The sequence below is a fragment of the Streptomyces sp. NPDC048370 genome, from assembly GCF_043200825.1.
Lineage (GTDB): Bacteria > Actinomycetota > Actinomycetes > Streptomycetales > Streptomycetaceae > Streptomyces.
Genome location: NZ_JBICYI010000001.1, coordinates 317423 through 339561, shown reverse-complemented (window position 1 = coordinate 339561; position 22139 = coordinate 317423). Strand labels below are relative to the sequence as shown.

Here is a 22139-nt window from a genome sequence, read left to right as displayed (position 1 = left end):
GCTCACGGATGGCCGGCAGGGTGCCGGCGGTCAGGGAGAGGGAGATGCCGCTGCTGGGGCTGTCACCAGGAGGGAAGCCGATGTCGTCGTCAGCAGTCTCTGGCGGCCCAAGCACCGCCAACGCCCGCTGCCACCCCGCCCTTTCAACCTCAGCGCCAGGTGCCCGCATTTTCGCACTGGTGAGTCTCCGAAGCCTGCGCGTAGGCGTCGCAACAGCAGGGTGGGAGATGGCGCCTCACATACGGAGAAGACCCGCATCAGCGGCCGGAACTGGGACTGCGGGCAATCGGGCCGCCTCCGGATGGTGTCGCCGCCAGCGGGCGTAGACCGGGCTCGCGGCGCAGATGTCCAGGTAGCCCGCTGTGACCGTGCGGAGAATCGCGTCGCCGTGCCCGGCGAGCGGGCCGTCCCGGCGCCAGGCCAGAACATGGCGGTACCAGAGCGGGTTTCCGGCCAAGGGTCGGACGACGACGCCGGGGGACTCCAAGAAGGTGGCCTGGCAGAGGCTGACGGCCAGGCCCGCGCGGACGAGTTCGATCAACTGGCGCCCCTCGGCCTCGTACGGTGTCGCGGTTCTCCGGCCGGCCGACGCGCACGCCGATGACCAGTACTCGCGGGTCCGGTCGGCGTCGGGTCGCGGCACCGCCCAGACGCAGTCGACGAGTTGGGCCAGGGCCACGGTTTCCTGCTCGGCCAGAGGATGGGTCGAAGGGAGCAGGGCGAACACGGGCTCGGAGACCAGCGGGACGAGGGTCACTCCCGCACGCGGCGGCAACTCCTGGTCGGGATGGTCGCCGAGGACCGCCGCCTCCAGACGGCCGGCGGCGAGATCGTCCAGGAGCGCGACGGGGGAGTACCGGCACCGTGACGTCACCTCGGCCCCCGGAAGGAACCGCCGGGTCGCCAGGACGAGATGCGCCAGCAGGGGAGCGCCCACGGACCCGATCCTGATACGGCCGGGCGCGGCCTGGCGCCGGGCGGTGTCGGCGAGCAGCGCGTCGACACCCGGCAGGATCGCGCGGGCACGGGTCAGCACGAACTCGCCGAAGGCCGTGGGTACGGCCCCCGCGCGCTGCCGGTCGAAGAGCTTCCCGCCCAACATGTTCTCGATGCGGCGCAGTTGGGCGCTGAGCCCGGGCTGTGTCATGCGCAAGGAGGCGGCGGCCCTCGTGAGGCTGCCGGTCTCGGCGATCGCGCACACCACGCGCAGATGGCGTACCTCCAGATCCATGGCGCGGATGTTATGGACCGACGACAGCTTCCGGACAGGGGCTGGATACCCCGACTCTTATGTGAAATGTCACACGCCATTCACGGAAAGGTCGTGCGTCCATGAGACGTCGCCATGCCCTGACGCTCCCGCGTGGAGGACTGCTGTCCGCCCTCGTCGCCGTTCTGCTGCTCTGCCTGCCGGGAACACCGCCGGCGAACGCGGCGGACGCCGCCTCCGCCTGCGCCCTGCGAGGCACCACCGGCTGGACGGACGAAGGCCACGACACGGACTACTCCGTCTTCCAGCGACCCCTGGGAACCATCGATGTAGGCATGATCTTCGTCGACTTCCCCGACGCCATCGCCACCGAGGCCCCGGCCACCGACGCCAGGCAGATCACCCCGGGCGCCGACTGGCTGTGGAACGCCTCGTACGGCAAGACCTGGCTCGCCATCACCCAGCACCAGCAGTGGGTGCGGATGCCGCGCAACTCCACCGACTACGGCTTCGCACGCGGCCTGACCCACGAGACGCACGAGGCGTACATCAAGGACGCGGTCGCCGCCGCCGATCACTCCGTCGACTTCTCGCGCTACGACATGCTGTACGTCGTGCCGACGCGGAACGCCGCGGCGATCTCCTTCACTCCCACATACGTGTACGCCCCCGGCACGGCAGGGGTCTTGGCCGACGGCACCCGACTCAAGTGGGCGGTGACCTTCGGCCAGGACATGTGGCACTGGGGCGCCAAACTGGTCGGCCACGAGACCGCCCATGCCTTCGGGCTGCCCGACCTGTACGCCTTCGACGCGGGCGTCGACGCCCACCGCTTCGTAGGCGGTTGGGACGTGATGGGGCTGATTGGGGGCGCGGGTTCGCAGTACTTCGCCTGGCACTCCTGGAAGCTCGGCTGGACCGACGACAGCCAGGTCGTGTGCCGGGCCTCGGCGGGCAGTGACACCGTGCGCCTCACCGCGGTCGAGTACGGCAGCGGAACCAAGATGGCGGTGATCCGTACCGGTCCCACGACCTCGTATGTCGTCGAATCGAGGCGCAGGGTCCAGGCGGACACGGGCGCCTGCTCGACCGGCGCGCTTGTCTACCGGGTCGACACCTCCGTGCACACCGGATACGGACCGATCCGGGTCATGGACGCCAAGCCCACCGCGACCCCGGCCGGCGGTTGCCGTCCGCTGGACGACGCCCCCTACTGGGTCGGTGAGTCGTTCACCGACTCCGCGGCCGGAGTACGGATCGAGGTCCTCGGCGCCGACGGCTACGGCGAGACCGTACGGATCACCAAGTCCTAAAGCGTGTAGCAGAAGGCTTGGGTCCGGGCATTTCCCTTGTATGCGTGGGGTGTTGACTCCGGTCGTGCCCCGGCTCCTCGAAGGAGTCGGGGCACGACCGCGTGTGCGGTTCAGGCGGCCTCGGGGAAGTGGCAGGCCACCTCCCGCGCCTCGCCCGGCGCGGCGATCCGCAACAGTGGCGCCTCGGAGCGGCAGATCTCCCGCGCCTTGGGACAACGCGGGTGGAAGGTGCAGCCGGGCGGAGGAGCGGTCGGACTCGGCGGGTCGCCGAGCAGGGTGATGCGCTCGCGGGCCCGTTCGGCCGCCGGGTCCGGCAGCGGCACGGCCGAGAGCAGCGCCCGTGTATAGGGGTGGGCCGGGGCGGCGTACACCCGCTCCTTGGCGCCGATCTCGACGATTCGGCCCAGGTACATGACCGCGACGCGGTCGCAGACCCGCTTGACCACGGACAGGTCGTGGGCGATGAAGAGATACGCGAGGCCGAGCTCGCGCTGGAGCCGCTCCATCAGGTTGACGATCTGGGCCTGGACGGAGACGTCGAGGGCGGAGACCGGTTCGTCGGCCACGACGAGCCGCGGTCGTGTGGCCAGCGAGCGGGCGATACCGATGCGCTGTGCCTGGCCGCCGGAGAACTCGTGCGGATAGCGGTCGATGTGCTCGGGGATCAACCCGACCAGATCCATCAGCTCCACGGCCCGCTTGCGGGCGTCGGCGGCCGAACTCCCTTGCACCAGCAGCGGATCGGAGATGATGCGTGCCACGCTCTGGCGGGGGTTGAGCGAGGAGTGCGGGTCCTGGAAGACCATCTGCAGGTCCCTGCGGAGCGGCTTCAGCTCGCGCTGTGAGAGATGGCTGATGTCGCGGCCGTCGTACGTGACGGAGCCGGTGGTCGGCTCAAGGAGCCGGACGATCAGGCGGCCGGTGGTGGACTTGCCGCAGCCGGACTCGCCGACCAGGCCCAGCGTCTCGCCCGCCGCCACGTCGAAGCCAATGCCGTCGACGGCCCGGACCGGTGCCGAGGAACGGCGTCTGCCGGGGAAGGCCATGGTCAGGTCACGTACGGAGAGCAGAGGTTGATCGGTCATGAGAGGGCGCCTTCGTGCGTGGGGGTGCGGTGTGCGGGGAAGTGGCAGGCGGCCGGGTGCCCGACCGGTCCGCCGAGCAGCGGGCGCGTGGTCTCGCAGCGGGACCGCTCGTCGGCCGGCGCCCCGGCGAGGCGGGAGCACCGGGGCGCGAACGCGCAGCCGGGGGCGGGGGTGAGCAGGGACGGGGGGCTGCCGGGGATCGCCCGCAGCGGTGCGTCGTCGCTGTCGTCGAGGCGGGGCAGGGAGTCGAGCAGCCCCTGGGTGTAGGGGTGAGCCGGGGAGGTGAACAGGTCGTCCACCGGGGCCTGTTCGGCGGCTCTGCCGCCGTACATCACCAGCACGTCGTGGGCGACACGGGCGACCACCCCCAGGTCGTGCGTGATCATGACGACGGCGAGGTCCCGATGCTCCTGGATCCGGGCGATCAGTTCCAGTATCTGGGCCTGCACGGTGACGTCCAGGGCGGTGGTGGGCTCGTCCGCGATGAGCAGCTCGGGTTCACAGGCCAGTGCCATCGCGATCATCACGCGCTGACGCATACCGCCGGAGAACTGGTGCGGGTATTCCCCCGCCCGACGCCTCGGTTCGGGGATGCCGACCTCCGCGAGGGCCTCGACGGCCCGCTCACGGGCGGCCTTTCGTCCGCTGCGGAAGTGCACCCGGTGGTGCTCGGCGATCTGCTCGCCCACCGTGTAGTACGGATGGAGGCTGGAGAGCGGGTCCTGGAAGATCATCGCCATCCTCCGGCCGCGCAGCCGGGCGAGCTCGCGCTCGGAGAGCCCCACGAGTTCCTGCCCGGCCAGCCGGATCGAGCCGGTGACCTCGGCGCCGGTGTGCAGACCGAGCACCGCCATGGAGGTGACGGACTTGCCGGAGCCGGACTCGCCGACGATGCCCAGCGTCCGGCCCGGCCGCACCTCGAAGGAGAGGGAGTCCACGGCCCGTACCGGACCGTGCTTCGTCGGGAAGGTCACCGTCAGGTCCCGTACCGACAGCAGGTGTTCGGAGTCGTGCGGGGAGTCGGCCATCAGTACCTCACTCGCGGGTCGACGACGGCGTAGAGCAGGTCGACGGCCAGGTTGGCGACGACGATGAAGGTGGCGGCGAGGAGGGTGACGCCCAGGATGACCGGCTGGTCGCCGGTGGACAGGGCGCCGTAGAAGAGCCGCCCGATGCCGGGAAGGCCGAAGATCGACTCGGTGATGACCGCGCCGGCGAGGAGGCCGCCCAGGTCCATCCCGAAGATGGTGAGGACAGGGGTCATGCCGGCCCGCAGGCCGTGCTTGACGACGACCGTGCGGCGCGGCAGGCCCTTGGCGCGGGCGGTGCGGATGTACGGCTCCGCCATCGTCTCGATCATCGAACTGCGGCTCTGGCGGGCGTACATGGCCGCGTACAGAACGGCGAGCGCGAGCCAGGGAAGCAACAGGTTGGAGGCCCAGCCGAAGGGGTCGGAGCCGAGGGACACGTACTGCGGGTAGGGGAGGAGCCCGGCCACCCGGATGAGGCCGTAGATCAGCATCATCGAGGTGAAGTACACCGGGAGTGAGGCCGCGCCGACCGCGCCGACCATCAGGATCCGGTCGGTGAGGGTGTCCTTGCGCAGGGCGGCGAGGACCCCGGCGGACAGGCCGAGCGTCAGCCAGAGCACCGCCGCGCCGAACGCGAGCGAGGCGGAGACCGGCAGCCGGTCCATGAGGAGGGCCCACACCGATTCGCTGTTCTCGTACGAATAGCCCAGGCAGGGGAAGTCGCAGTGCAGGGCGTACTGCCCGCTGCCCACGGTGCGGCCGGTGAAGATGCCGGAGAGGAAGTCCCAGAACTGCTGCCACAGCGGATGGTCCAGGCCCATGTGGGCGCGGATCGCCTCCAGGCGCTCGGCGCTGCACGACTTGCCGCAGGCCGTGGCGGCCGGGTCGGAGGGCAGGACGTAGAAGATGGTGAAGGTGACGGCGGCGATCGCGATCAGCACACCGGTCACGGCGAGCAGCCGCCGGCCGAGGAAGAGGATCATGTGCGGCTGCCTCTCGGGTCGAGGACGTCCCGCAGTGCGTCGCCGAGCAGCGTGAACGCGAGCACGGTGAGGAAGAGGCAGACGCTCGGGATGACGAAGTACATGGGATCCGTGTCGTAGAAGGCGACGCTCTCCGCGATCATCTGGCCCCAGGACGGGGTGGGAGGGCGCACGCCCACCCCGAGGTAGCTGAGGGCCGCCTCGGTGGCGATCATCCCCGGGATGATCAGGGTCGTGTACGCGATGACCGGCCCGGCGACGCCCGGGAGGATGTCGCGGGTGAGGATCCGCCAGGGTCCCGACCCGCCCACCCGTGCGGCGTCGACGTACTCGCGGTGCTTGAGCGAGAGGGTCTGGCCTCGCACGACGCGGGCGATGCCGGGCCAGCCGAAGAGGCCGATGACGACGGTCATGAGAAGGATCCGGTTGACGTCCTTCGCCACAGACATCATCGCGATCATGAAGATGAGGGAGGGGAAGGACATGGTCAGGTCCATCAGCCTGCTGAGGACCGCGTCGGTGCGGCCGCCGAAGTAGCCTGCCGCGATCCCGGCGGCCGTGCCGGCGATCACGACGATCGCGGTCGCGGTGAAGGCGATCAGGAGGGAGACCTGGGCGCCGTGCACGACGCGGGCGAACAGGTCGCGGCCGGTGACGGGTTCGACCCCGAGCCAGTGGTCGGCGGAGATCCCGCCGAGTGAGCCGATCGGCTGACCGCCCAGGTACGGGTCGACGGCGGTCTTGTCGAACTCCTCGGGTGACCAGCCGCCCAGAGCGCTCAGGAGGGGGGCGGCGACGGCCATGACGAGAAAGAGCGCGACCACGGCGAGGGAGATCTTGACAGAGGTACGGCGGCGTAGTTGCTCCCGGGCCAGCTGCCAGGGCCCGCTGCCCGTCGGGTTCCGCTCGGGTTCGGTGATGGTGGTCATGATGGTGACGGAACCTCAGCCCTGGCTCTTGGAAGGGTCCTTGAGGCCGACCGTGGCGTAGTCGAGCTGACCGCCGAAGGACGTCTGGCCGTAGGCGCCCGCGATGTTGGTGCCGAGCACCAGCGGCCAGCGGCGCACCAGGACCGGGGCGGCCGGGGCCTTGGCGAGGATCTCGCCGTCCAGCTGCTGCCAGGCGGCGGCCGCCTGCTTCGCGTCGGTCATGGCGGCGATCTCGTCCATCCGCTTCATGGTCGCGGCGTCCCGGAAGAGCGAGTGGTTCCCGGAGTTCCCCTTCTCCTTGATGTACCGGCCGTCGAAGACGAAGGGGAGGAAGGTGGATCCGGACGGGTAGTCGGGGCACCAGCCCGTGTAGACCAGGTCGGTGCGGTTCTTGGTGTCGCCGATCGTCCCGTAGAAGGCGGACGGGTCGACGGTCTCGATGACGACCTTGATCCCGGCCTTGCCGAGCGCCTGCTGGATGGCCTCGGCCCGCCCCTTGTCGCCGTTGGACACGGTCATCTTGGTCGTGAATCCGTCCGGCTTGCCCGCCTCCTTCAGCAGCTGCTTCGCCTTCTCCGCGTCGCCGGCGGCCGGGATCTTCAGGGTGTCCGGCTGCTTGCCGTCGAAGAGGGTGGACGGCATGTACGCGGTGGACAGCTCGTTGAACGCGGGCCCGCCGGACGCGGTCAGCACCAGTTCCTTGTCGAGTGCGTACTGCACGGCCTGACGGACCTTCACCTGGTCGAACGGGGCGCGCCCGGTGTGCATCTGGATCATGTCGGTGCAGTTCGTGGACTCGGCGATCAGCCGCTTCCGCACCTCCGCGTTCGGCAGCACCTTGGCGGCGCTCTCCGGCCGCAGCGCGCCCCAGGAGACGGCGGAGGCGTCGGCGCCCTGGCTGGCGATCAGCCGGTCGTCGATCTGATTGGGCTTGAGCCCCATCACCATGACCAGCTTGTCCGGGTACGCCTTGCGCACCTGGTCGGTCGAGGCGTCCCAGTGGGTGTTGCGCACCAGGACCAGCTTCTTGCCGCGCTGGTACGACTCGATCTTGTACGGACCCGAGGAGAACGGTCGGTTGTCGTACTGCGGCCCCGTGTCCTTGGCCCGCGGCACCGGGGCGAACGTCGGCATCACGGTGGCGTTGGGGAACTCCGCGAAGGGTTTGCGGAGTTCGAAGACGATCGTGTGGTCGTCCGGCGTCTTGATGGAGTCGAGGTGCTTGCCCTGGGCCGGGCCCTGGTAGCCCTCGGCTCCCGCGAGGTAGCGGGCCGCGTAGTCGGCGCCGCCCGGCAGGTCGGGCGAGAAGGACCGCTCCACGTTGTACTTGATGTCCTGCGCGGTGACCGGGGTGCCGTCCTCGTACTTGACCCCCTTCTTCAGGCGGAACGTCCAGGTCTTGGCCCCGTTGGACGAGGTGCCGAGGTCGGTCGCCAGGTCCGGCACGAGCTCACCGCCCGCGGCGCCGGGGGCGGCCTTGTAGGTGACCAGGGTGCGGTAGAGCGTGCGGGTCCCGAACTCCATGGCGTTCACCACCCAGTTGCGGGCCGGGTCGAGGTGCTCGAAGTCCTGGTTGGACAGCACGGTCAGCGTGCCGCCCTTCTGCGGGGTTCCGCCGACCACCGCTCCCTCGTTGGCGGTTGCCGGGTTCTTCCGGTCGGTGCCGCCCTGGCCGCCGCCGGAGTGGCCGCCGGAACAGCCGACGGTGACGAGAGCGACGGTCGTCGCCACGGCGACGGCGTGCAGGGTGCGCTTGTTCATCAGTGGTCACTCCGTGAACAGTTGGGCAGCCAGACGGCTGGAATGTGACCGGTAACATAGTAATGTGAAATGGTACTGACAAGGTGTCGGGGCTTCCGTTATCGAGCCGTGTCCGAGGCCGGCGAAACGAGAGCGCGGGGTCTTGTCCGGGGCTGTGCAATGTGAAATATTACTGACGTGCTCACGAGAAACTCCTCGGACGTGATCGTCGTCGGAGCGGGTGTGGTCGGCGCCGCGTGCGCCTACTACGCCGCCCGCGCCGGTCTCACCGTCACCGTGCTCGACCGCGGTCCGCTGGCCGGCGGTACCACCGGAGCCGGTGAGGGCAACCTCCTGGTCTCCGACAAGGGGCCCGGCCCCGAACTCGAACTCGCCCTGATCTCCGCCAGGTTGTGGCATGAGCTCGCGGAGCGGCTCCCCGCCGCGATCGAGTACGAGCCCAAGGGCGGCCTCGTCGTCGCCTCCGCCGAGGCCGGCCTGACCGCGCTGCGTGACTTCGCGGCCGGCCAGGAGAAGGCGGGCGTCACGGCGAACGAGATCCCGGCGGACGAACTGCGCGCGCTCGAACCCCACCTCGCCCCCGGGCTGGCGGGCGGCTTCCACTATCCGCAGGACGCTCAGGTCCAACCCGCCCTGGCCGCCGCCCATCTGCTGAGGGCGGCGGGGGAGCGGGCGCGCCTGCGGCTCGGCGAGGAGGTCACCGACCTGGTCACCGGGGCCGGCGGTGAGGTCCGCGGGGTCCGCACCCGTACGGGAGAGGTCCATGCCCCGTACGTGGTCAACGCCGCCGGAACCTGGGGCGGTGAGATCGCCCGGCTCGCGGGCGTGGATCTCCCCGTGCTGCCCCGGCGGGGTTTCGTCCTGGTCACCGAACCGCTGCCGCGCGTGGTGCGGCACAAGGTGTACGCCGCTGACTACGTCGCCGACGTTGCCAGCGGGTCCGCCGCGCTGCAGACCTCGGCGGTGGTCGAGGGAACACCCGCGGGACCGGTCCTGATCGGCGCCAGCCGTGAACGGGTGGGCTTCGACCGTTCCTTGTCCGTCGAGGTGCTGCGGCGCCTCGCGGCCGGGGCCACGGCGCTGTTCCCCGTCCTCGCCGGGGTGCGGGTCATGCGGACGTACGCGGGCTTCCGCCCGTATCTGCCGGATCACCTGCCCGCGATCGGCCCCGATCCGCGCGTCCCCGGGCTGCTGCACGCCTGCGGCCACGAGGGCGCGGGGATCGGCCTCGCACCGGTCACCGGGCTGATCGTCGCCCAGTGCCTGAGCGGCGGCGAACCGCCGCTCGACATCGCGCCGTTCGGACCGGACCGGTTCGCCCCCGCCATCTGATCCGCACGAGAGAGGAGGCCCGCCGTGGCCCGCACCCCCGCCGAACTCGTCGGGGCTCAGCCCGAGCCGCCGTTCGAGATCACCCTGGACGGCCGGCCCCTGCCCGCCCTGCCCGGACAGTCCGTCGCCGCGGTGCTCTGGTCGGCGGGCATTCTCGCCTGGCGCACCACCCGCGTGGGCGGCCGGCCCCGAGGCGCCTTCTGCGGCATCGGCCAGTGCTACGACTGCCTCGCCACCATCAACGGAGAGCCCAACCGGAGGGCCTGCCTGGTCTCGGCCCGCCCCGGAGACGCGATCACCACCCAGGAAGGACACGGCCGTGCCGAGCTCGGCGTCTGAACCGTACGACCTCGCCGTCATCGGCGCGGGATCAGCCGGACTGTCCGGCGCCGTCACCGCCTCGGAATCCGGCCTCTCGGTCGCCCTGCTCGACACGTCCGCCGATGTGGGCGGCCAATTCTACCGACAACCGGCACCGGCACTCGGAGCGGTCCGCCCCGAGGCGCTGCACCACGACTGGTCGGCCTTCGCGGAGCTGCGCCGACGCCGGGACGCCAGCGACATCACCCACCTGGCGGGGCATCACGTATGGGCGGTGACACGGGAAGCGGAGGGCCTGTGGGCGGTGCACGCGGTGACCGGCGCCGACGGCAACGGAGAGCGGCCCGTGCGCGTGCGGGCGAGGGCCGTCCTGCTGGCGACCGGGGCGTCCGAACGTCAACTCCCCTTTCCCGGCTGGACCCTGCCGGGCGTGGTGGGCGCCGGCGGCGCGCAAGCGATGCTCAAGTCGGGGCTCGTCCTGCCCGGCAGAAGGGTCGTCGTCGCGGGCAGCGGCCCGCTGCTGCTCGCCGTCGCCTCCTCGCTCGCCGCCGCAGGAGCGCGCGTCCCCGCCGTGGTGGAGGCGACCGGCTATCTGCGATACGCCCGCCACCTCCGCGTCCTCGCTGGCAACCCGCGCAAACTCGTCGAAGCCGTGGGTCACGGCGGGGGGCTGCTCCGCCACGGAGTCCGGGTGCGCACCCGCAGCGCAGTCGTCCACGTGTACGGCACCGAGCGAGTGGAAGCCGTCACCGTCGCCCGGCTCGACCGGAACTGGCGGCCCATACGGGGGTCGGACCGCCGGATCGAGTGTGACGCCCTCGCCGTGGGGCACGGCCTCGCGCCCCAGATCGAGCTCGCCACGGGACTCGGCTGTGCCACCCGCCGCACCGCCGACGCGACGACCGCCCTCGTCCTGGACGAGTTCCAGGAGACCTCGGTGCCCGGCCTGTGGGCGGCCGGGGAGACTGGCGGGGTGGGCGGCGCCCGACTCGCCCTGGTCGAAGGGGAGTTGGCGGGCCTCGCGATCGCCGCCCGGTTGCGCGGGCGGCCTTCCCTCGCCCAAAGTGGGAGGGCGGCCCGGCTGTGCAGTCACCGGGACCGTATGCGCGACTTCGCCGACGTCATGGCGGCCGCGCACGCGCCCGGTCCCGGGTGGGCGCATTGGCTCACCGACGACACGGAGGTGTGCCGCTGCGAGGAGGTCACCGCCGGACGCGTCCGTGCGGCGATCGACGAGCTCGGCGCCCGTGACCCGCGGAGCGTCAAGCTCCTCACCCGAGCGGGCATGGGGTGGTGTCAGGGCCGCATGTGCGGTGGGGCCGTGGCCTGTCTCACGGCCGGCGGCTCCGTGCCTTCGTCGGAGGAGCGCCGCCCGCTGGCCGTCCCCGTCACGCTGGGGTTGCTGGGCGCCCTCGACCCACCCGAGGTGCCCGGCGAGGAGGTTGCCCTCATGGAGGACGGCACCACCCCGCCATCCCCGCCGGACAACTGATTCCCGCGCCCCCCGGGGCGCCATGCCAACCACAGTAAAATGTCACACGATATTGAAAGGCAACTGCCGTGATCGACACCACCTGGAACTCCAGCCGTCCCTGGCGCGGGGTCATGGTCGCCACCGCACTCCCCCTGCGCGCGGACCTCTCCGTCGACTACGACGCCTACGCCGAGCACGTCCGCTGGCTCATCGACAACGGCTGCGACGGCGTGGTCCCCAACGGTTCGCTCGGCGAGTACCAGACCCTCACCGACGAGGAGCGCGCCCGCGTGGTCCGTACCGCGGTCGAGGCCGCGGGCGACGGTGCCAGGGTGATGCCCGGCGTCGCCGCCTACGGCAGCGCGGAGGCCCGGCGCTGGGCGGAGCGGGCGGCCGAGGAGGGCTGCGGCTCCGTGCTGCTCCTGCCGCCGAACGCCTACCGGGCCGACGAAGAGGCCGTGCACGCGCACTACGCCGAGGTGGCCCGGGCCGGTCTCCCCATCGTGGCGTACAACAATCCCCTCGACACCAAGGTCGACCTGACCCCCGCCGTGCTCGCCCGGCTGCACGGTGACGGACACATCGTCGCCGTGAAGGAGTTCACCGGCGATGTCCGCCGCGCCTACGAGATCGCCGAACTCGCCCCGGAGCTCGACCTGTTGATCGGCGCCGACGACGTCCTTCTCGAACTCGCCGTCGCCGGCGCCGTCGGCTGGATCGCCGGCTACCCCAACGCCTTCCCGGCCACCTGCGCCGCGCTCTACCACGCCGCGGTCTCCGGCGACCTGCGGACGGCTGTCCCCCTCTACAAGTCCCTCCACTCGTTGCTGCGTTGGGACTCGAAGACCGAGTTCGTCCAGTCGATCAAGCTGTCCATGGACATCGTCGGCCGTCACGGCGGCCCGGTCCGACCCCCGCGCTTCCCGCTCACGGGCGCGATCGAGGCCGGCGTAAGGGAAGCGACCGAGAAGGCCGTCGCCGACGGCCACCACTGATCACCGGACGGTCCGACCGAAAGGAGTCCGCGTGCGCACCCGTCACGTCTTCCACGCCGTCGACTCGCACACCGAGGGCATGCCCACCCGCGTCATCACCGGTGGCGTCGGGGTGATCCCCGGCGCCACCATGGCCGAGCGTCGTCTCCACTTCATGGAACACCTCGACCACGTACGGACGCTGCTGATGTACGAGCCGCGTGGTCACGCGGCCATGAGCGGCGCGATCCTCCAGCCGCCCACCCGGCCCGACGCCGACTACGGAGTCCTCTACATCGAGGTCTCCGGTCTGCTGCCGATGTGCGGGCACGGCACCATCGGAGTGGCCACGGTCCTGGTCGAGACGGGAATGGTGCCGGTCACCGAGCCGGTCACCACCGTCCGCCTCGACACCCCGGCCGGTCTGGTCACCGTCGACGTACAGGTGAAGGACGGCGCGGCCACGTCCGTCACGTTCACCAACGTCCCCGCGTTCTGCGCGGGACTGGACCGCACGGTGGAGGTCCCCGGACACGGGACGGTGACCTACGACCTCGCGTTCGGCGGCAACTTCTACGCCTTCGTACGCCTCGACGACCTGGGGCTGCCCTTCGACCGCGCCCGCAAGGACGACCTGCTGGGCGCCGGTCTGGCCGTCATGGCGGCGATCAACGCCTCGCCGGACCGGCCGGTCCATCCGGAGCGACCCGAGATCTCCGGCGTCAAGCACGTCTATCTGGCGGCGCCCGGCTCCGACGCCGCCCGCTCCCGGCACGCGATGGCCATCCACCCGGGATGGTTCGACCGCTCGCCGTGCGGCACCGGCACGTCCGCCCGGATGGCCCAGCTGCACGCCCGCGGCGAACTCCCCCTCGGGCGCGACTTCGTCAACGAGTCCTTCATCGGTACGGAGTTCACCGGCCGGCTCGTCGAGGAGACGGAGGTCGGCGGCGCGCCCGCCGTCGTCCCGACCGTCACCGGCCGGGCCTGGATCACCGGCACCGCGCAGTACTTCCTCGATCCCACCGATCCGTTCCCCGGAGGCTTCCTCCTGTGACCGCAGACGTCACCTCCCTCATCTCCCGCAACCCGGCCGACCCCACCGACATACTGCTCCGGATCCCGGCCCCCGGCGCCTTCGCCGCGGCAGACGCCGTGGAGCGGGCGCGTGCCGCCCAGGCAGGCTGGCTGGCCGGCGGGGCGGCCGCCCGGTCGGCGGCCCTCGCCGCGGTCGCCGCCGCCGTCGAGGTGGCGGCCGAGGAACTGGCCTCGCTCGCCGTACGCGAGGTGGGCAAGCCGCTCACCGAAGCGAGGGCCGAGGTCGCGCGGACCGCCGCGATCTGGCGGTACTACGCCCAGGCCCCGTTCGAGCCCAGCGGGGCCGTCCACGAACCCGCGGCCGGTACGGGGCTGCTCCTGACCCGCCGCCGCCCGCACGGGGTGGCGGGGCTCATCACCCCGTGGAACTTCCCCTTCGCCATCCCGAGCTGGAAGGCCGCCCCCGCCCTCGCGGTCGGCAACGCGGTTGTCCTCAAGCCCGCCCCGGAGGCGACCGCCTGCGCCCAGCGCCTCGCGGAGATCGTCCAACAGGCCCTGCCCGCAAAGGTGTTCACCCTCCTGCCCGGCGGCTCCGCCGAGGGGAACGCGCTCGTCTCGGCCGCCGACGTGGTCTCGTTCACCGGCTCGACCGCCGTCGGCCAGGCGGTGGCGCGCGCCGCGACCGCGCGGGGCATCCCCGTCCAGGCCGAGATGGGCGGTCTGAACGCGGCCCTGGTCCTGCCGGGCGCCGACATCGAGCGGGCGGCGGCCCACATCGCCGCCGCGATCGCCGGGTTCGCGGGCCAGAAGTGCACCGCCACCAGCCGCGTGATCGCGGTCGGCGCCGCCCACGACCCGCTGCGTGAAGCGCTCGCCGAGGCGCTGCGGGCGGTTCCGGTGGGCGATCCGGCCGACGCGGCGACCGTGTGCGGGCCGCTCATCAGCGAGTACGCCCGCGATCAGGTCGGCGACGCGTGGCACGGTCTGCGCGCGCTCGTCGGCGGGGCCGTGCCCCAGGGCCCCGGCTGGTACGTGGCGCCGACCCTCGTCGAGAAGGTGGCTCCCGGGCACCGGCTTCTGCGCGAAGAGGTCTTCGGTCCCGTCGCGGCCCTGCTGCCCGCCGACGACCTGGCCCATGCGGTACGGATCACCAACTCGGTGCCGTACGGTCTGGTCACCTCGGTCCACACCGCGGATCTGGACGCGGCCCTCACGGGACTCGACCGCCTCGATACCGGGATGATCCGAATCAACGCGCCGTCCACCGGCGTCGACTTCCATCTGCCGTTCGGCGGTGCCAAGGCATCCAGCCATGGACCCCGCGAACAGGGACGGGCCGCTCTGGAGTTCTACACCACGAGCCGCACCTACACGCTGTCCCCTGTCCAGGCAACGTGACATTGTACGCTGGTGATCTCGGCGGTACGAAGGGAACACCATGAGGCACCTGAAGCAGCGCGACCTCAGCGCCACTCGCGAGCGACTGCGCGACCAGGTCGCCCATGCCCTGAGGGCCGCTCTGATCTCCGGCGAATTGCGGCCGGGCCAGGTGTACTCGGCACCCGCGCTCGCCGAGGACTTCGGCATCTCGGCGACGCCCGTGCGCGAGGCGATGCTCGACCTGGCCCGGGAGGGTCTGGTCGAGCCGGTCCGCAACAAGGGGTTCCGGGTCACCGCGGTCTCCGAGAAGGACCTCGACCAGTACAGCGAGATCCGGGCCCTGATCGAGGTTCCCACCGTCGGACGGGTAACCCGCAGTGCCACTCGCGAGGAGCTGGAGGCGCTGCGGCCGGTCGCCGAGGAGATCGTGCGCTCCGCACGCGACCACGACCTGATCGGCTACCTGGAGGCCGACCGGCGCTTCCATCTCTCGCTGCTCGCCCTTTGCGGCAACGAGCGGCTCGTCGAGACGGTCGGCGACCTGCGCAAGCGCTCCCGCTTGTACGGACTCACGGCCCTGGACGAGAGCGGCGAGCTGATCTCCTCGGCCGAGGAGCACCTGGAGCTGCTCGACCTGATGCTCGCGGGCGACGCCAAGGGCGCGGAGAAGTGCATGACCCGGCACCTGGGTCATGTCCGCTCCCTCTGGGCGAAGAGCCGGGGCGGCAGCGGAGGTGCGGAGGGCTCCGGCGTGCGGCGATCCAGGCCGGCGGCGAAGCGGGTCGCGACCGGCTGACAGCTGACGGCTGACGCGGGAGGGCCTCCCGCATAACGCGGGGTGATGCACAAGTGGGGGCTCCCCGCCCCCCGGCGGCCGGACCATGCTCACTTCCGAGGATGCAATGTCACACTTCATAGCGGCCATGACCGTGGATAGGGATCCATGAACCCCTCGTACGCGACCGTCGACCACGTCTTCACCGTCCCCCTCGACCACGCGTCCCCGCACGGCCCGACCATCCAGCTCTTCGCCCGCGAGGTCGCCGACCGCGGCCGAACCGATGAGCAACTGCCCTGGCTGCTCTACCTCCAGGGCGGACCCGGCGGCAAGTCGCCACGTCCCCAGGCCGGTTCACCCGCATGGCTGCCCCAGGCCCTCAAGACCCATCGCGTGCTCCTGCTCGACCAACGCGGCACCGGGCGCTCCACACCCGTCACCGCGCGGGCGGCCGCCCGCTTCGGGACCCCGGCCCAACTCGCACACCACTTGGGACACTTCCGCGCGGACGCCATCGTCGCGGACGCCGAACTGATCCGCAGGCAGCTGTGCGGCGACGAACCGTGGGAGACGCTCGGCCAGAGCTACGGCGGGTTCATCACCCTCACCTACCTCTCGCAGGCGCCCGAAGGGCTGCGGGCGTGCTACGTGACCGGCGGTCTGCCGGGCCTGTCCGCCACCGCCGAGGACGTGTACACACGCACCTACCCGCGGGTGCGGGACCGCGTCCTCGACTTCTACGCCCGTTACCCACAGGACGCCGACCGGCTGCGTCGGATCGCCCACCTCCTGACCGCCACCGACGTCCGGCTGCCCGACGGCGACCGGCTCACGACCCGACGCCTGCGCACCCTCGGCCTCGCCCTCGGCATGGGGGACGGCTTCGAGCGGATCCACTGGCTGCTCGACGAAGCCCTCGACACCGAAGGGGAGTTGACCGACACCTTCCTCCACCAGGTGATGGGCCTGACCGGCTTCACCGACAACCCCCTCTTCATCGTCATGCAGGAGACCCTCTACGGGCAGGGGGACAAGCCCACCGGCTGGGCGGCGTCCCGCGCGATGGCCGGCTTCCCGGAGTTCGCCGAGGACGCGGACCCCCTCCTCCTCACCGGCGAGATGATCTACCCGTGGATGTTCCAGGACATCAAGGGCCTGCGTCCCTTCGCCGAAGCCGCCGAACTACTGGCCGAGCGCACGGACTGGCCGCCGCTCTACGACCCGCGCCGCCTCGCCGCCAACCAGGTCCCGCTGGCGGCGATCGTCTACCACGACGACATGTACGTGGACGCGGAGCTCTCGCTGCGTACCGCTCGCGACGTCGGCGCGACCCGCGTGTGGGTCACCAACGAATGGGAGCACGACGGCGTCAGCGCCGCCGGTGGACGCGTGCTGTCTCGGCTGATGGACCTCGCGGCCGGCCGCGCGTAGTTCGTCTCCATACCCCTCACCCTCCGACCAGCCTCCGACGGGAGAGTCATGACCGCCCTGCCCCGCCTGCTGCGGCCCCTTGCCGCCGCGACCGTCCTCGCCTCCGTCCTGTCCGTCCCCGGCGCCGCGACCGCGGCAACCAACTCCCCGTCACCTGCCGCTGATTGCGCGCTTCCGGGAGAGACCGGCTGGACCGACGAGGGCCACGACACCGACCGGAACCAGTTCCAGCCGTCCACCGGAACCCGGCGCGTCCTGACGGTGTTCGTCGATTTCCCCGACGCACCTGCCACCGACTCCACCGAGCCGTACGCCGCCCAGCTGGCCCCGGCTGCCGCCTGGATGAACCGAGCGAGCTACGGCCGCCTCCGGCTTCAGAACACCGCGCTGCACCGATGGATCCGTATGCCCGCCGACTCCACCTCCTACGGCTTCGCGCGCGGCCTCACCTTCGAGGCGCACGAGAAGTACCTGCGCGACGCGATCACGGCCGCCGACCCCCACGCGGACTTCTCGCGGTACGACATGGTCCATGTCGTACCCACCAGGGCGGCCACCGCCATCCCCTTCTCTCCGACCTACCTCTACGACCCGACCACGGCCGGGATCACGGCCGACGGTACCCGCCTCAAGTGGGCCGTCACCTTCGGCCAGGACATGTGGCGCTGGGGCCACAAGGTCGTCGCCCACGAGACGTCCCACACCTTCGGCCTGCCCGACCTGTACTCCTTCACCGGTCCCACCCACCAGTTCGTGGGTGGCTGGGACGTCATGGGCAACATCGCGGGAGCCGCCCCGCAGTACCTCGGCTGGCATTCCTGGAAGCTCGGCTGGACCGGCGACCACCAGGTCGTCTGCCTCGCCGAGTCCGGCCGCCGCACGGTACGGCTGACCGCGGTGGAACGACCGGGCGGAACCAAGATCGCCGTACTGCGCACCGGTCGGACGACGGCCTACGTCGCGGAGTCCCGCCGGGCCGAGGGCAACGACGCAACCGCGTGTTCCAGCGGCGTCCTGATCTACAAGGTGGACTCCGCCGCGCACACCGGCGAGGGCCCGGTACGGATGATGAACGCGAACCCGACCGCCACCCCATCCCCGGGCTGCACCCAGCTGGACCTGGCCGCGTACGCGCCCGGTCAGACCTTCACCGACCCCGAGACCGGCGCCCGCATCGACGTCCTCGCGGGCGGCGGGGCGGGGAACACGGTGCGGCTCGGCACAGTCCGCGTTCAGGACGGCGTGCCCGGGTCGCTGTAGCGGAGCAGGGCGCGCCGCCGTGAGCGCGGACCAGCGCGCTGAGCTACGACCACTAGTTCGGCGCCGGTGCCCACGAGGGCACGCAGCAGGCCCTCGTTCGCTCGGTCCTCGTGGGGGCCTTCAGCCGGTTGAACCTCAGCCGTGGTGCCGCGTTGCGGGCGAGCGTGTGGGCCTGGTCAGGCCACCAGGTGCCGGCGGGCGGGTCGACGATGCCGTACTCGGGGTCGATCGTGCCGCCGGTGTTGCGTGTGCAGCTGCCGTCGGACTCGCCGGGGATCTTGATCCACAGGTAGGCGTCGACGAGCTGGACGCCGGTGTCGGCGGTGGGACGCGGACCGAGACCGCGGCCGGGCGCGTTGCACCAGATCTCCGGGTCTCCACCGTATTTGCCGGGCTCCGGGGTCCAGGCGCCCAGACCGTTGCGGCTGGTGTCGATGACGAAGTGCTGCAGCGCGTCGCTCGACGGGGTGCCCACGCTCTGGTCGAACCAGGCGTCGGTCCAGCGCCAAGTGGTGGGATCGGCGGAGTCGACCGCGTTGCCGGGGGCGCCGTCGTTGGGCGCGGTGGACGAGTAGAACTGCGTGGCGCACCAGTCGGTGTGGCCGCGCGCCTCCTCGGGCCCCTCCGTGGCGAACCACATGCACTTCGCTATCCAGGTGCCGTACCTGGCGTTGTGGTCGGTGGGGTGGGTGTTGGACACGTTGAGGGCGAAGCCGTCGCTGTAGCGGACGCCGGCGTCCAGCAGCCTCCGCGCCATGTCACCGACGGGCCGCCACAGGACGTTGCCCGCGTCCAGATAGACCGCGGTGCGGGCCTTGGACTTGATGGTCCTGACCGCGTATGCGAGATCGGCGATGCGGGTCGTCGTGAGTTCGCCGGTTGGGTCCACGGCCGGCCCGCAGTCCCTGGGGAGGAGGGCCAGGCCGTCGGGCTCGACCACGACGACCGCCTTGCTGTCGCCGATACCGGCGGCGAAGGCGTCGATCCACTGCCGGTAGGCGGCTGAGGACGCGGCTCCGCCGCTGGAGTACTGGGTGCAGTCCCGACCGGGCACGTTGTAGGCGACCAGGACGGGGGTCCGGTTCACCGCCCGGGCCTCGCGGACAAGCCTCTTCACCTTGACCCGTACCTCGTCGGGCGTGCCCTCGGTGAACCACTCGGCCTGCGGCCAGCTCGCGAGCTTGGCCATGTTCACGGCGTTCGCGAAGTCGCCGTTCCTGAGGTCGACGAGAGCCTGCTTGGCGGCCTTGCTGTGCGGGTCCACGTAGAACCGGGTGGTCGGGGTGATCCCGTCCCCGGTGGGAGCGGCCTGCGCCTGCCCCTGCGTCGCGGTGAGGGCGGCGCAGGCCGCGAGCGCCGCAAGGGCGGCGGTCGCGCGGCGTCGTAGGCTGCGCGGCTTCATAAGGGCTCCTGGTCGAAGAATGGATGAGACAGAGATCGGTGGTCCCTGTGGCCCGGCGCCGGGTCGGGAGGTACCGGGCCACGGGAGTCCGAGGTCAGTAGCCGTGAATCATCTTGTAGGCGGCCTCGGGGAGGAACTGACCGGCCGAGGAGCCGGCCCCGACGCCGCAGTTGCCGTCGGACTCACCCGGGGTCTTGATCCACAGGAGCATCTCCGCGCCGCCTCCCAGCTGGGTGGGGGTGCCGATGCGGCGGCCCGCGGCGTTGCACCACTCGCCGTTGGAGCCGTTGCCGTTCCGGCTGGTGTCGACGACGAACGGCTTGGTGTAGCCGTAGCGGGCGGCCAGTTCGCTGTTCACCGAGTTGCCGTAGGCGGTGTTCTGCGCGGTCGTGTAGTAGTTGGAGATGTTGAGGGAGAAGCCGTGGGCCTGCCGGAGGCCGGCTTCGTGGAGGCGCTGGGCCATCGTCGCCGGGCTCACCCAGCCGGGGTTGCCGGCGTCGAGGTAGACCCAGGTGTTGGGTGCCTGGCGGTTGAACTCGGCGACGGCTCCGCTGATCAGGCCCTGGCGTTCGCGGATCTGCGTCTGGTTCATGCAGCCGTGGTCCGCGATGGAGTCCGGTTCGAGGATGACGGCCGCCGGGCGGCCGGCGATCCCGCCGGCGAACTGAGCGATCCAGGTCGCGTAGGCGGACGGGGAGGCGGCGCCGCCTCCGGAGTGCCCGCCGCAGCTGTCGCGGTTGTAGATGTTGTAGGCGACGAGGACGGGCAGCTTGTCCGAGGAGTCCGCCGCCCCCACGTACGCACCGGTGGCGGTGCCGATGGTGCCGCTCCAGGAGCCGAACCAGCGGGCCATGGGGGTGTTGGCGAGGGACGCGTTGATCGTGGGCGCCCGGCCGTCACCGGGGTTGGCGGCGACCCACTGCTTCGCGCTGGAGTTCGGGTCCACGTAGAACCCGCTGGTCATGGTGGTCGGGTCCGCCGCGTGGGCGGACGGCGCGACGGCGAGCGCCAACGGCAGCGCGGAAAGGGCTGCCACGAGGGCGCGGACTCTGCGGCGCATGACTTGTACCTCGGTCTCCTGACGGCGGACGCGTCGCGCAGTCTCGTCCCGAGCCGGCGACGCACTGAGGAAGTGCGGTGGTACGGCGTCCCCTCGCGGCGGTGCCACGACAGCGGGGACAACAGCGCACCTCGGACGCACGAGGATTCGTGGAAGCGCTCCCACTGGAAGCGGTTCCAGTGCACGCTCCGCATGCCTGGGGTGTGGCCGTATCGTGTGACGCACCGCCAGGCACTGTCAAGAGCCGTCATGTAACCCGCACTTCACACGGCGGCAAGAAGGCTTTACAGTCCTGGAACTGGAAGCGCTCCCAGTCTTCCATCAGTTCAGAGCACGACAGGAAGGCAGATCATGGCTGAAGGTGTCCCACGCCGGCAGTCGACACTCGACGAGGTGGCCGAACTGGCCGGTGTATCACGGTCGGTGGCCTCCCGTGTGCTCAACAACGCCCCGCACGTCAGCCGCGCCAAACGCGAGGCGGTCGAACGGGCTGTCCATCAACTCGACTACGTGCCGAATCCGACGGCCCGCGCGCTGGCGACCCGTCAGACGGGCGCGGCAGCCCTGGTCGTCTCGGGTGAGGACCCGTCGATCTTCGCGGATCCGTTCTTCGCCCAGGTGATCGTGGGGGCATCGGCCGCCTTGGAAGACGCCGACCTGCATCTGATGCTGTGCCTGGCCGCCTCCGACCGGGGCCGCAGGCGAGTGGAGCAGCTTCTACGGTCCAACGGGGCCGACGGCGTGATGCTGATGGCGCTGCGCGAGGACGACCCGCTGGCCCGCATGGCCCAGGAGGCGGAGATGCCCGTCGTGTTCGGCGGACGCCCGGTCGGTTCAGACCCCCGGTGGTACGTGGACGTCGACAACACCGGCGGAGCTCGCGCGGCCACCGAGCACCTGATCTCGGCCGGCCGGACGCGCGTGGCCACCATCTGCGGACGTCTGGACACCGAGGTCGGGCGCGCCCGGTACCGCGGCTACCGCGATGCCATGCTGGCGGCGGGCCTCGAACCGTACCCGCCGGAGGTCGGCGACTTCACCGAGTCCAGCGGAGCCGACGCCATGGCCGTCCTGCTGGTGAAACACCCCGACCTGGACGGGGTGTTCGCCGCCAGCGACAACATGGGAGTCGGCGCGCTGCGCACGCTGCGCGAGGCCGGTCGGCAAGTCCCCGGTGACGTCGCCGTCGTCGGCTTCGACGACCTCGCCGTGGCCCAGATGGCCGATCCGCCGCTGACCACGGTTCACCAGCCCATAGAGGGTCTCGGACGGGAGATGGCGCGCATGCTCGTCGCGCTCATCAACGGACAGGACCCCACCCCGCTGATCCTGCCCACGCGCCTGGTCACCCGCGTCAGCGCCTGACGAGAAACCTCC

General features: G+C 71.1%; 19 protein-coding genes. 11 read left to right on the top strand and 8 right to left on the bottom strand.

From position 1 onward, the window contains the following. Positions 1 to 235 precede the first annotated feature (235 nt). Positions 236 to 1231: a LysR family transcriptional regulator gene (locus tag ACGFYP_RS01415; protein ID WP_393485238.1), complete on the bottom strand. Its 996-nt coding sequence runs from the start codon at positions 1229 to 1231 to the stop codon at positions 236 to 238. A gap of 101 nt (positions 1232 to 1332) precedes the next feature. Between ACGFYP_RS01415 and ACGFYP_RS01410 the strand changes: the two genes are divergently transcribed. Then, positions 1333 to 2523 carry a M6 family metalloprotease domain-containing protein gene (locus ACGFYP_RS01410; RefSeq protein ID WP_393485237.1) on the top strand — a complete coding sequence of 397 codons (1191 nt, stop codon included), beginning with the start codon at positions 1333 to 1335 and terminating at the stop codon, positions 2521 to 2523. Positions 2524 to 2633: 110 nt separating this feature from the next. Here ACGFYP_RS01410 and ACGFYP_RS01405 read toward each other — a convergent pair whose 3' ends face one another. Genes ACGFYP_RS01405 through ACGFYP_RS01385 form a run of 5 tightly spaced genes read right to left on the bottom strand, consistent with a single transcriptional unit; the run spans position 2634 to position 8312 of the window. Further along, on the bottom strand, positions 2634 to 3608 hold the full coding sequence (locus ACGFYP_RS01405) for an ABC transporter ATP-binding protein (protein WP_393485236.1): 975 nt from the start codon (positions 3606 to 3608) through the stop codon (positions 2634 to 2636). Further along, positions 3605 to 4636, bottom strand: coding sequence for an ABC transporter ATP-binding protein (locus ACGFYP_RS01400; protein WP_393485235.1), 1032 nt, complete (start codon positions 4634 to 4636; stop codon positions 3605 to 3607). Before ACGFYP_RS01400 ends, ACGFYP_RS01405 begins: the two co-directional genes overlap by 4 nt. Next, on the bottom strand, positions 4636 to 5622 hold the full coding sequence (locus ACGFYP_RS01395; protein ID WP_393485234.1) for an ABC transporter permease: 987 nt from the start codon (positions 5620 to 5622) through the stop codon (positions 4636 to 4638). Before ACGFYP_RS01395 ends, ACGFYP_RS01400 begins: the two co-directional genes overlap by 1 nt. Then, entirely contained in the window at positions 5619 to 6551 is a 933-nt protein-coding gene (locus tag ACGFYP_RS01390; RefSeq protein ID WP_393485233.1) for an ABC transporter permease, read from the bottom strand. Before ACGFYP_RS01390 ends, ACGFYP_RS01395 begins: the two co-directional genes overlap by 4 nt. A 15-nt stretch (positions 6552 to 6566) precedes the next feature. Beyond that, entirely contained in the window at positions 6567 to 8312 is a 1746-nt protein-coding gene (locus ACGFYP_RS01385; RefSeq protein WP_393485232.1) for an ABC transporter substrate-binding protein, read from the bottom strand. Between the two features lie 177 nt (positions 8313 to 8489). On the opposite strand from ACGFYP_RS01385, the gene ACGFYP_RS01380 reads away from it, so the two are divergent. From ACGFYP_RS01380 to ACGFYP_RS01340, 9 genes are all read left to right on the top strand, one after another. Next, positions 8490 to 9644 (top strand): NAD(P)/FAD-dependent oxidoreductase, encoded by a 1155-nt coding sequence (locus ACGFYP_RS01380; RefSeq protein ID WP_393485231.1) that lies wholly within the window; start codon positions 8490 to 8492, stop codon positions 9642 to 9644. A gap of 24 nt (positions 9645 to 9668) precedes the next feature. Then, entirely contained in the window at positions 9669 to 9983 is a 315-nt protein-coding gene (locus tag ACGFYP_RS01375) for a (2Fe-2S)-binding protein (protein WP_393485230.1), read from the top strand. After that, positions 9964 to 11457, top strand: coding sequence for an FAD-dependent oxidoreductase (locus ACGFYP_RS01370; RefSeq protein ID WP_393485229.1), 1494 nt, complete (start codon positions 9964 to 9966; stop codon positions 11455 to 11457). The genes ACGFYP_RS01375 and ACGFYP_RS01370 overlap by 20 nt, the downstream gene beginning before the upstream one ends. Positions 11458 to 11525: 68 nt before the next feature. Then, positions 11526 to 12434: a dihydrodipicolinate synthase family protein gene (locus ACGFYP_RS01365; protein WP_393485228.1), complete on the top strand. Its 909-nt coding sequence runs from the start codon at positions 11526 to 11528 to the stop codon at positions 12432 to 12434. A 31-nt stretch (positions 12435 to 12465) separates the two neighbouring features. Then, on the top strand, positions 12466 to 13470 hold the full coding sequence (locus tag ACGFYP_RS01360; protein ID WP_393485227.1) for a proline racemase family protein: 1005 nt from the start codon (positions 12466 to 12468) through the stop codon (positions 13468 to 13470). Further along, complete coding sequence (locus tag ACGFYP_RS01355) at positions 13467 to 14849, top strand: aldehyde dehydrogenase family protein (protein ID WP_393485226.1); 1383 nt, start codon at positions 13467 to 13469, stop codon at positions 14847 to 14849. The genes ACGFYP_RS01360 and ACGFYP_RS01355 overlap by 4 nt, the downstream gene beginning before the upstream one ends. 40 nt (positions 14850 to 14889) lie before the next feature. Further along, positions 14890 to 15627 (top strand): GntR family transcriptional regulator, encoded by a 738-nt coding sequence (locus ACGFYP_RS01350; RefSeq protein ID WP_393485225.1) that lies wholly within the window; start codon positions 14890 to 14892, stop codon positions 15625 to 15627. A 147-nt stretch (positions 15628 to 15774) separates the two neighbouring features. Further along, positions 15775 to 17040 carry an alpha/beta fold hydrolase gene (locus ACGFYP_RS01345; RefSeq protein ID WP_393485224.1) on the top strand — a complete coding sequence of 422 codons (1266 nt, stop codon included), beginning with the start codon at positions 15775 to 15777 and terminating at the stop codon, positions 17038 to 17040. 48 nt (positions 17041 to 17088) lie between these two features. Next, positions 17089 to 18300, top strand: coding sequence for a M6 family metalloprotease domain-containing protein (locus tag ACGFYP_RS01340; protein WP_393485223.1), 1212 nt, complete (start codon positions 17089 to 17091; stop codon positions 18298 to 18300). Positions 18301 to 18352: 52 nt separating this feature from the next. On the opposite strand, the gene ACGFYP_RS01335 is transcribed toward ACGFYP_RS01340, so the two are convergent. Next, positions 18353 to 19702: a glycoside hydrolase family 6 protein gene (locus ACGFYP_RS01335; RefSeq protein ID WP_393485222.1), complete on the bottom strand. Its 1350-nt coding sequence runs from the start codon at positions 19700 to 19702 to the stop codon at positions 18353 to 18355. 94 nt (positions 19703 to 19796) lie between these two features. Further along, complete coding sequence (locus ACGFYP_RS01330) at positions 19797 to 20762, bottom strand: glycoside hydrolase family 6 protein (RefSeq protein ID WP_393485221.1); 966 nt, start codon at positions 20760 to 20762, stop codon at positions 19797 to 19799. Between the two features lie 351 nt (positions 20763 to 21113). Here ACGFYP_RS01330 and ACGFYP_RS01325 point away from each other — a divergent pair, with 351 nt between their 5' ends. Then, positions 21114 to 22127, top strand: coding sequence for a LacI family DNA-binding transcriptional regulator (locus ACGFYP_RS01325; protein WP_393485220.1), 1014 nt, complete (start codon positions 21114 to 21116; stop codon positions 22125 to 22127). Positions 22128 to 22139 lie beyond the last annotated feature (12 nt).

Bases quoted from the DNA above. Each gene is read 5' to 3' on its own strand.
- ACGFYP_RS01415 (WP_393485238.1), bottom strand. From the start codon at position 1,231: ATGGATCTGGAGGTACGCCATCTGCGCGTGGTGTGCGCGATCGCCGAG.
- ACGFYP_RS01410 (WP_393485237.1), top strand. From the start codon at position 1,333: ATGAGACGTCGCCATGCCCTGACGCTCCCGCGTGGAGGACTGCTGTCC.
- ACGFYP_RS01405 (WP_393485236.1), bottom strand. From the start codon at position 3,608: ATGACCGATCAACCTCTGCTCTCCGTACGTGACCTGACCATGGCCTTC.
- ACGFYP_RS01400 (WP_393485235.1), bottom strand. From the start codon at position 4,636: ATGGCCGACTCCCCGCACGACTCCGAACACCTGCTGTCGGTACGGGAC.
- ACGFYP_RS01395 (WP_393485234.1), bottom strand. From the start codon at position 5,622: ATGATCCTCTTCCTCGGCCGGCGGCTGCTCGCCGTGACCGGTGTGCTG.
- ACGFYP_RS01390 (WP_393485233.1), bottom strand. From the start codon at position 6,551: ATGACCACCATCACCGAACCCGAGCGGAACCCGACGGGCAGCGGGCCC.
- ACGFYP_RS01385 (WP_393485232.1), bottom strand. From the start codon at position 8,312: ATGAACAAGCGCACCCTGCACGCCGTCGCCGTGGCGACGACCGTCGCT.
- ACGFYP_RS01350 (WP_393485225.1), top strand. From the start codon at position 14,890: ATGAGGCACCTGAAGCAGCGCGACCTCAGCGCCACTCGCGAGCGACTG.
- ACGFYP_RS01345 (WP_393485224.1), top strand. From the start codon at position 15,775: ATGAACCCCTCGTACGCGACCGTCGACCACGTCTTCACCGTCCCCCTC.
- ACGFYP_RS01340 (WP_393485223.1), top strand. From the start codon at position 17,089: ATGACCGCCCTGCCCCGCCTGCTGCGGCCCCTTGCCGCCGCGACCGTC.
- ACGFYP_RS01335 (WP_393485222.1), bottom strand. From the start codon at position 19,702: ATGAAGCCGCGCAGCCTACGACGCCGCGCGACCGCCGCCCTTGCGGCG.
- ACGFYP_RS01330 (WP_393485221.1), bottom strand. From the start codon at position 20,762: ATGCGCCGCAGAGTCCGCGCCCTCGTGGCAGCCCTTTCCGCGCTGCCG.
- ACGFYP_RS01325 (WP_393485220.1), top strand. From the start codon at position 21,114: ATGGCTGAAGGTGTCCCACGCCGGCAGTCGACACTCGACGAGGTGGCC.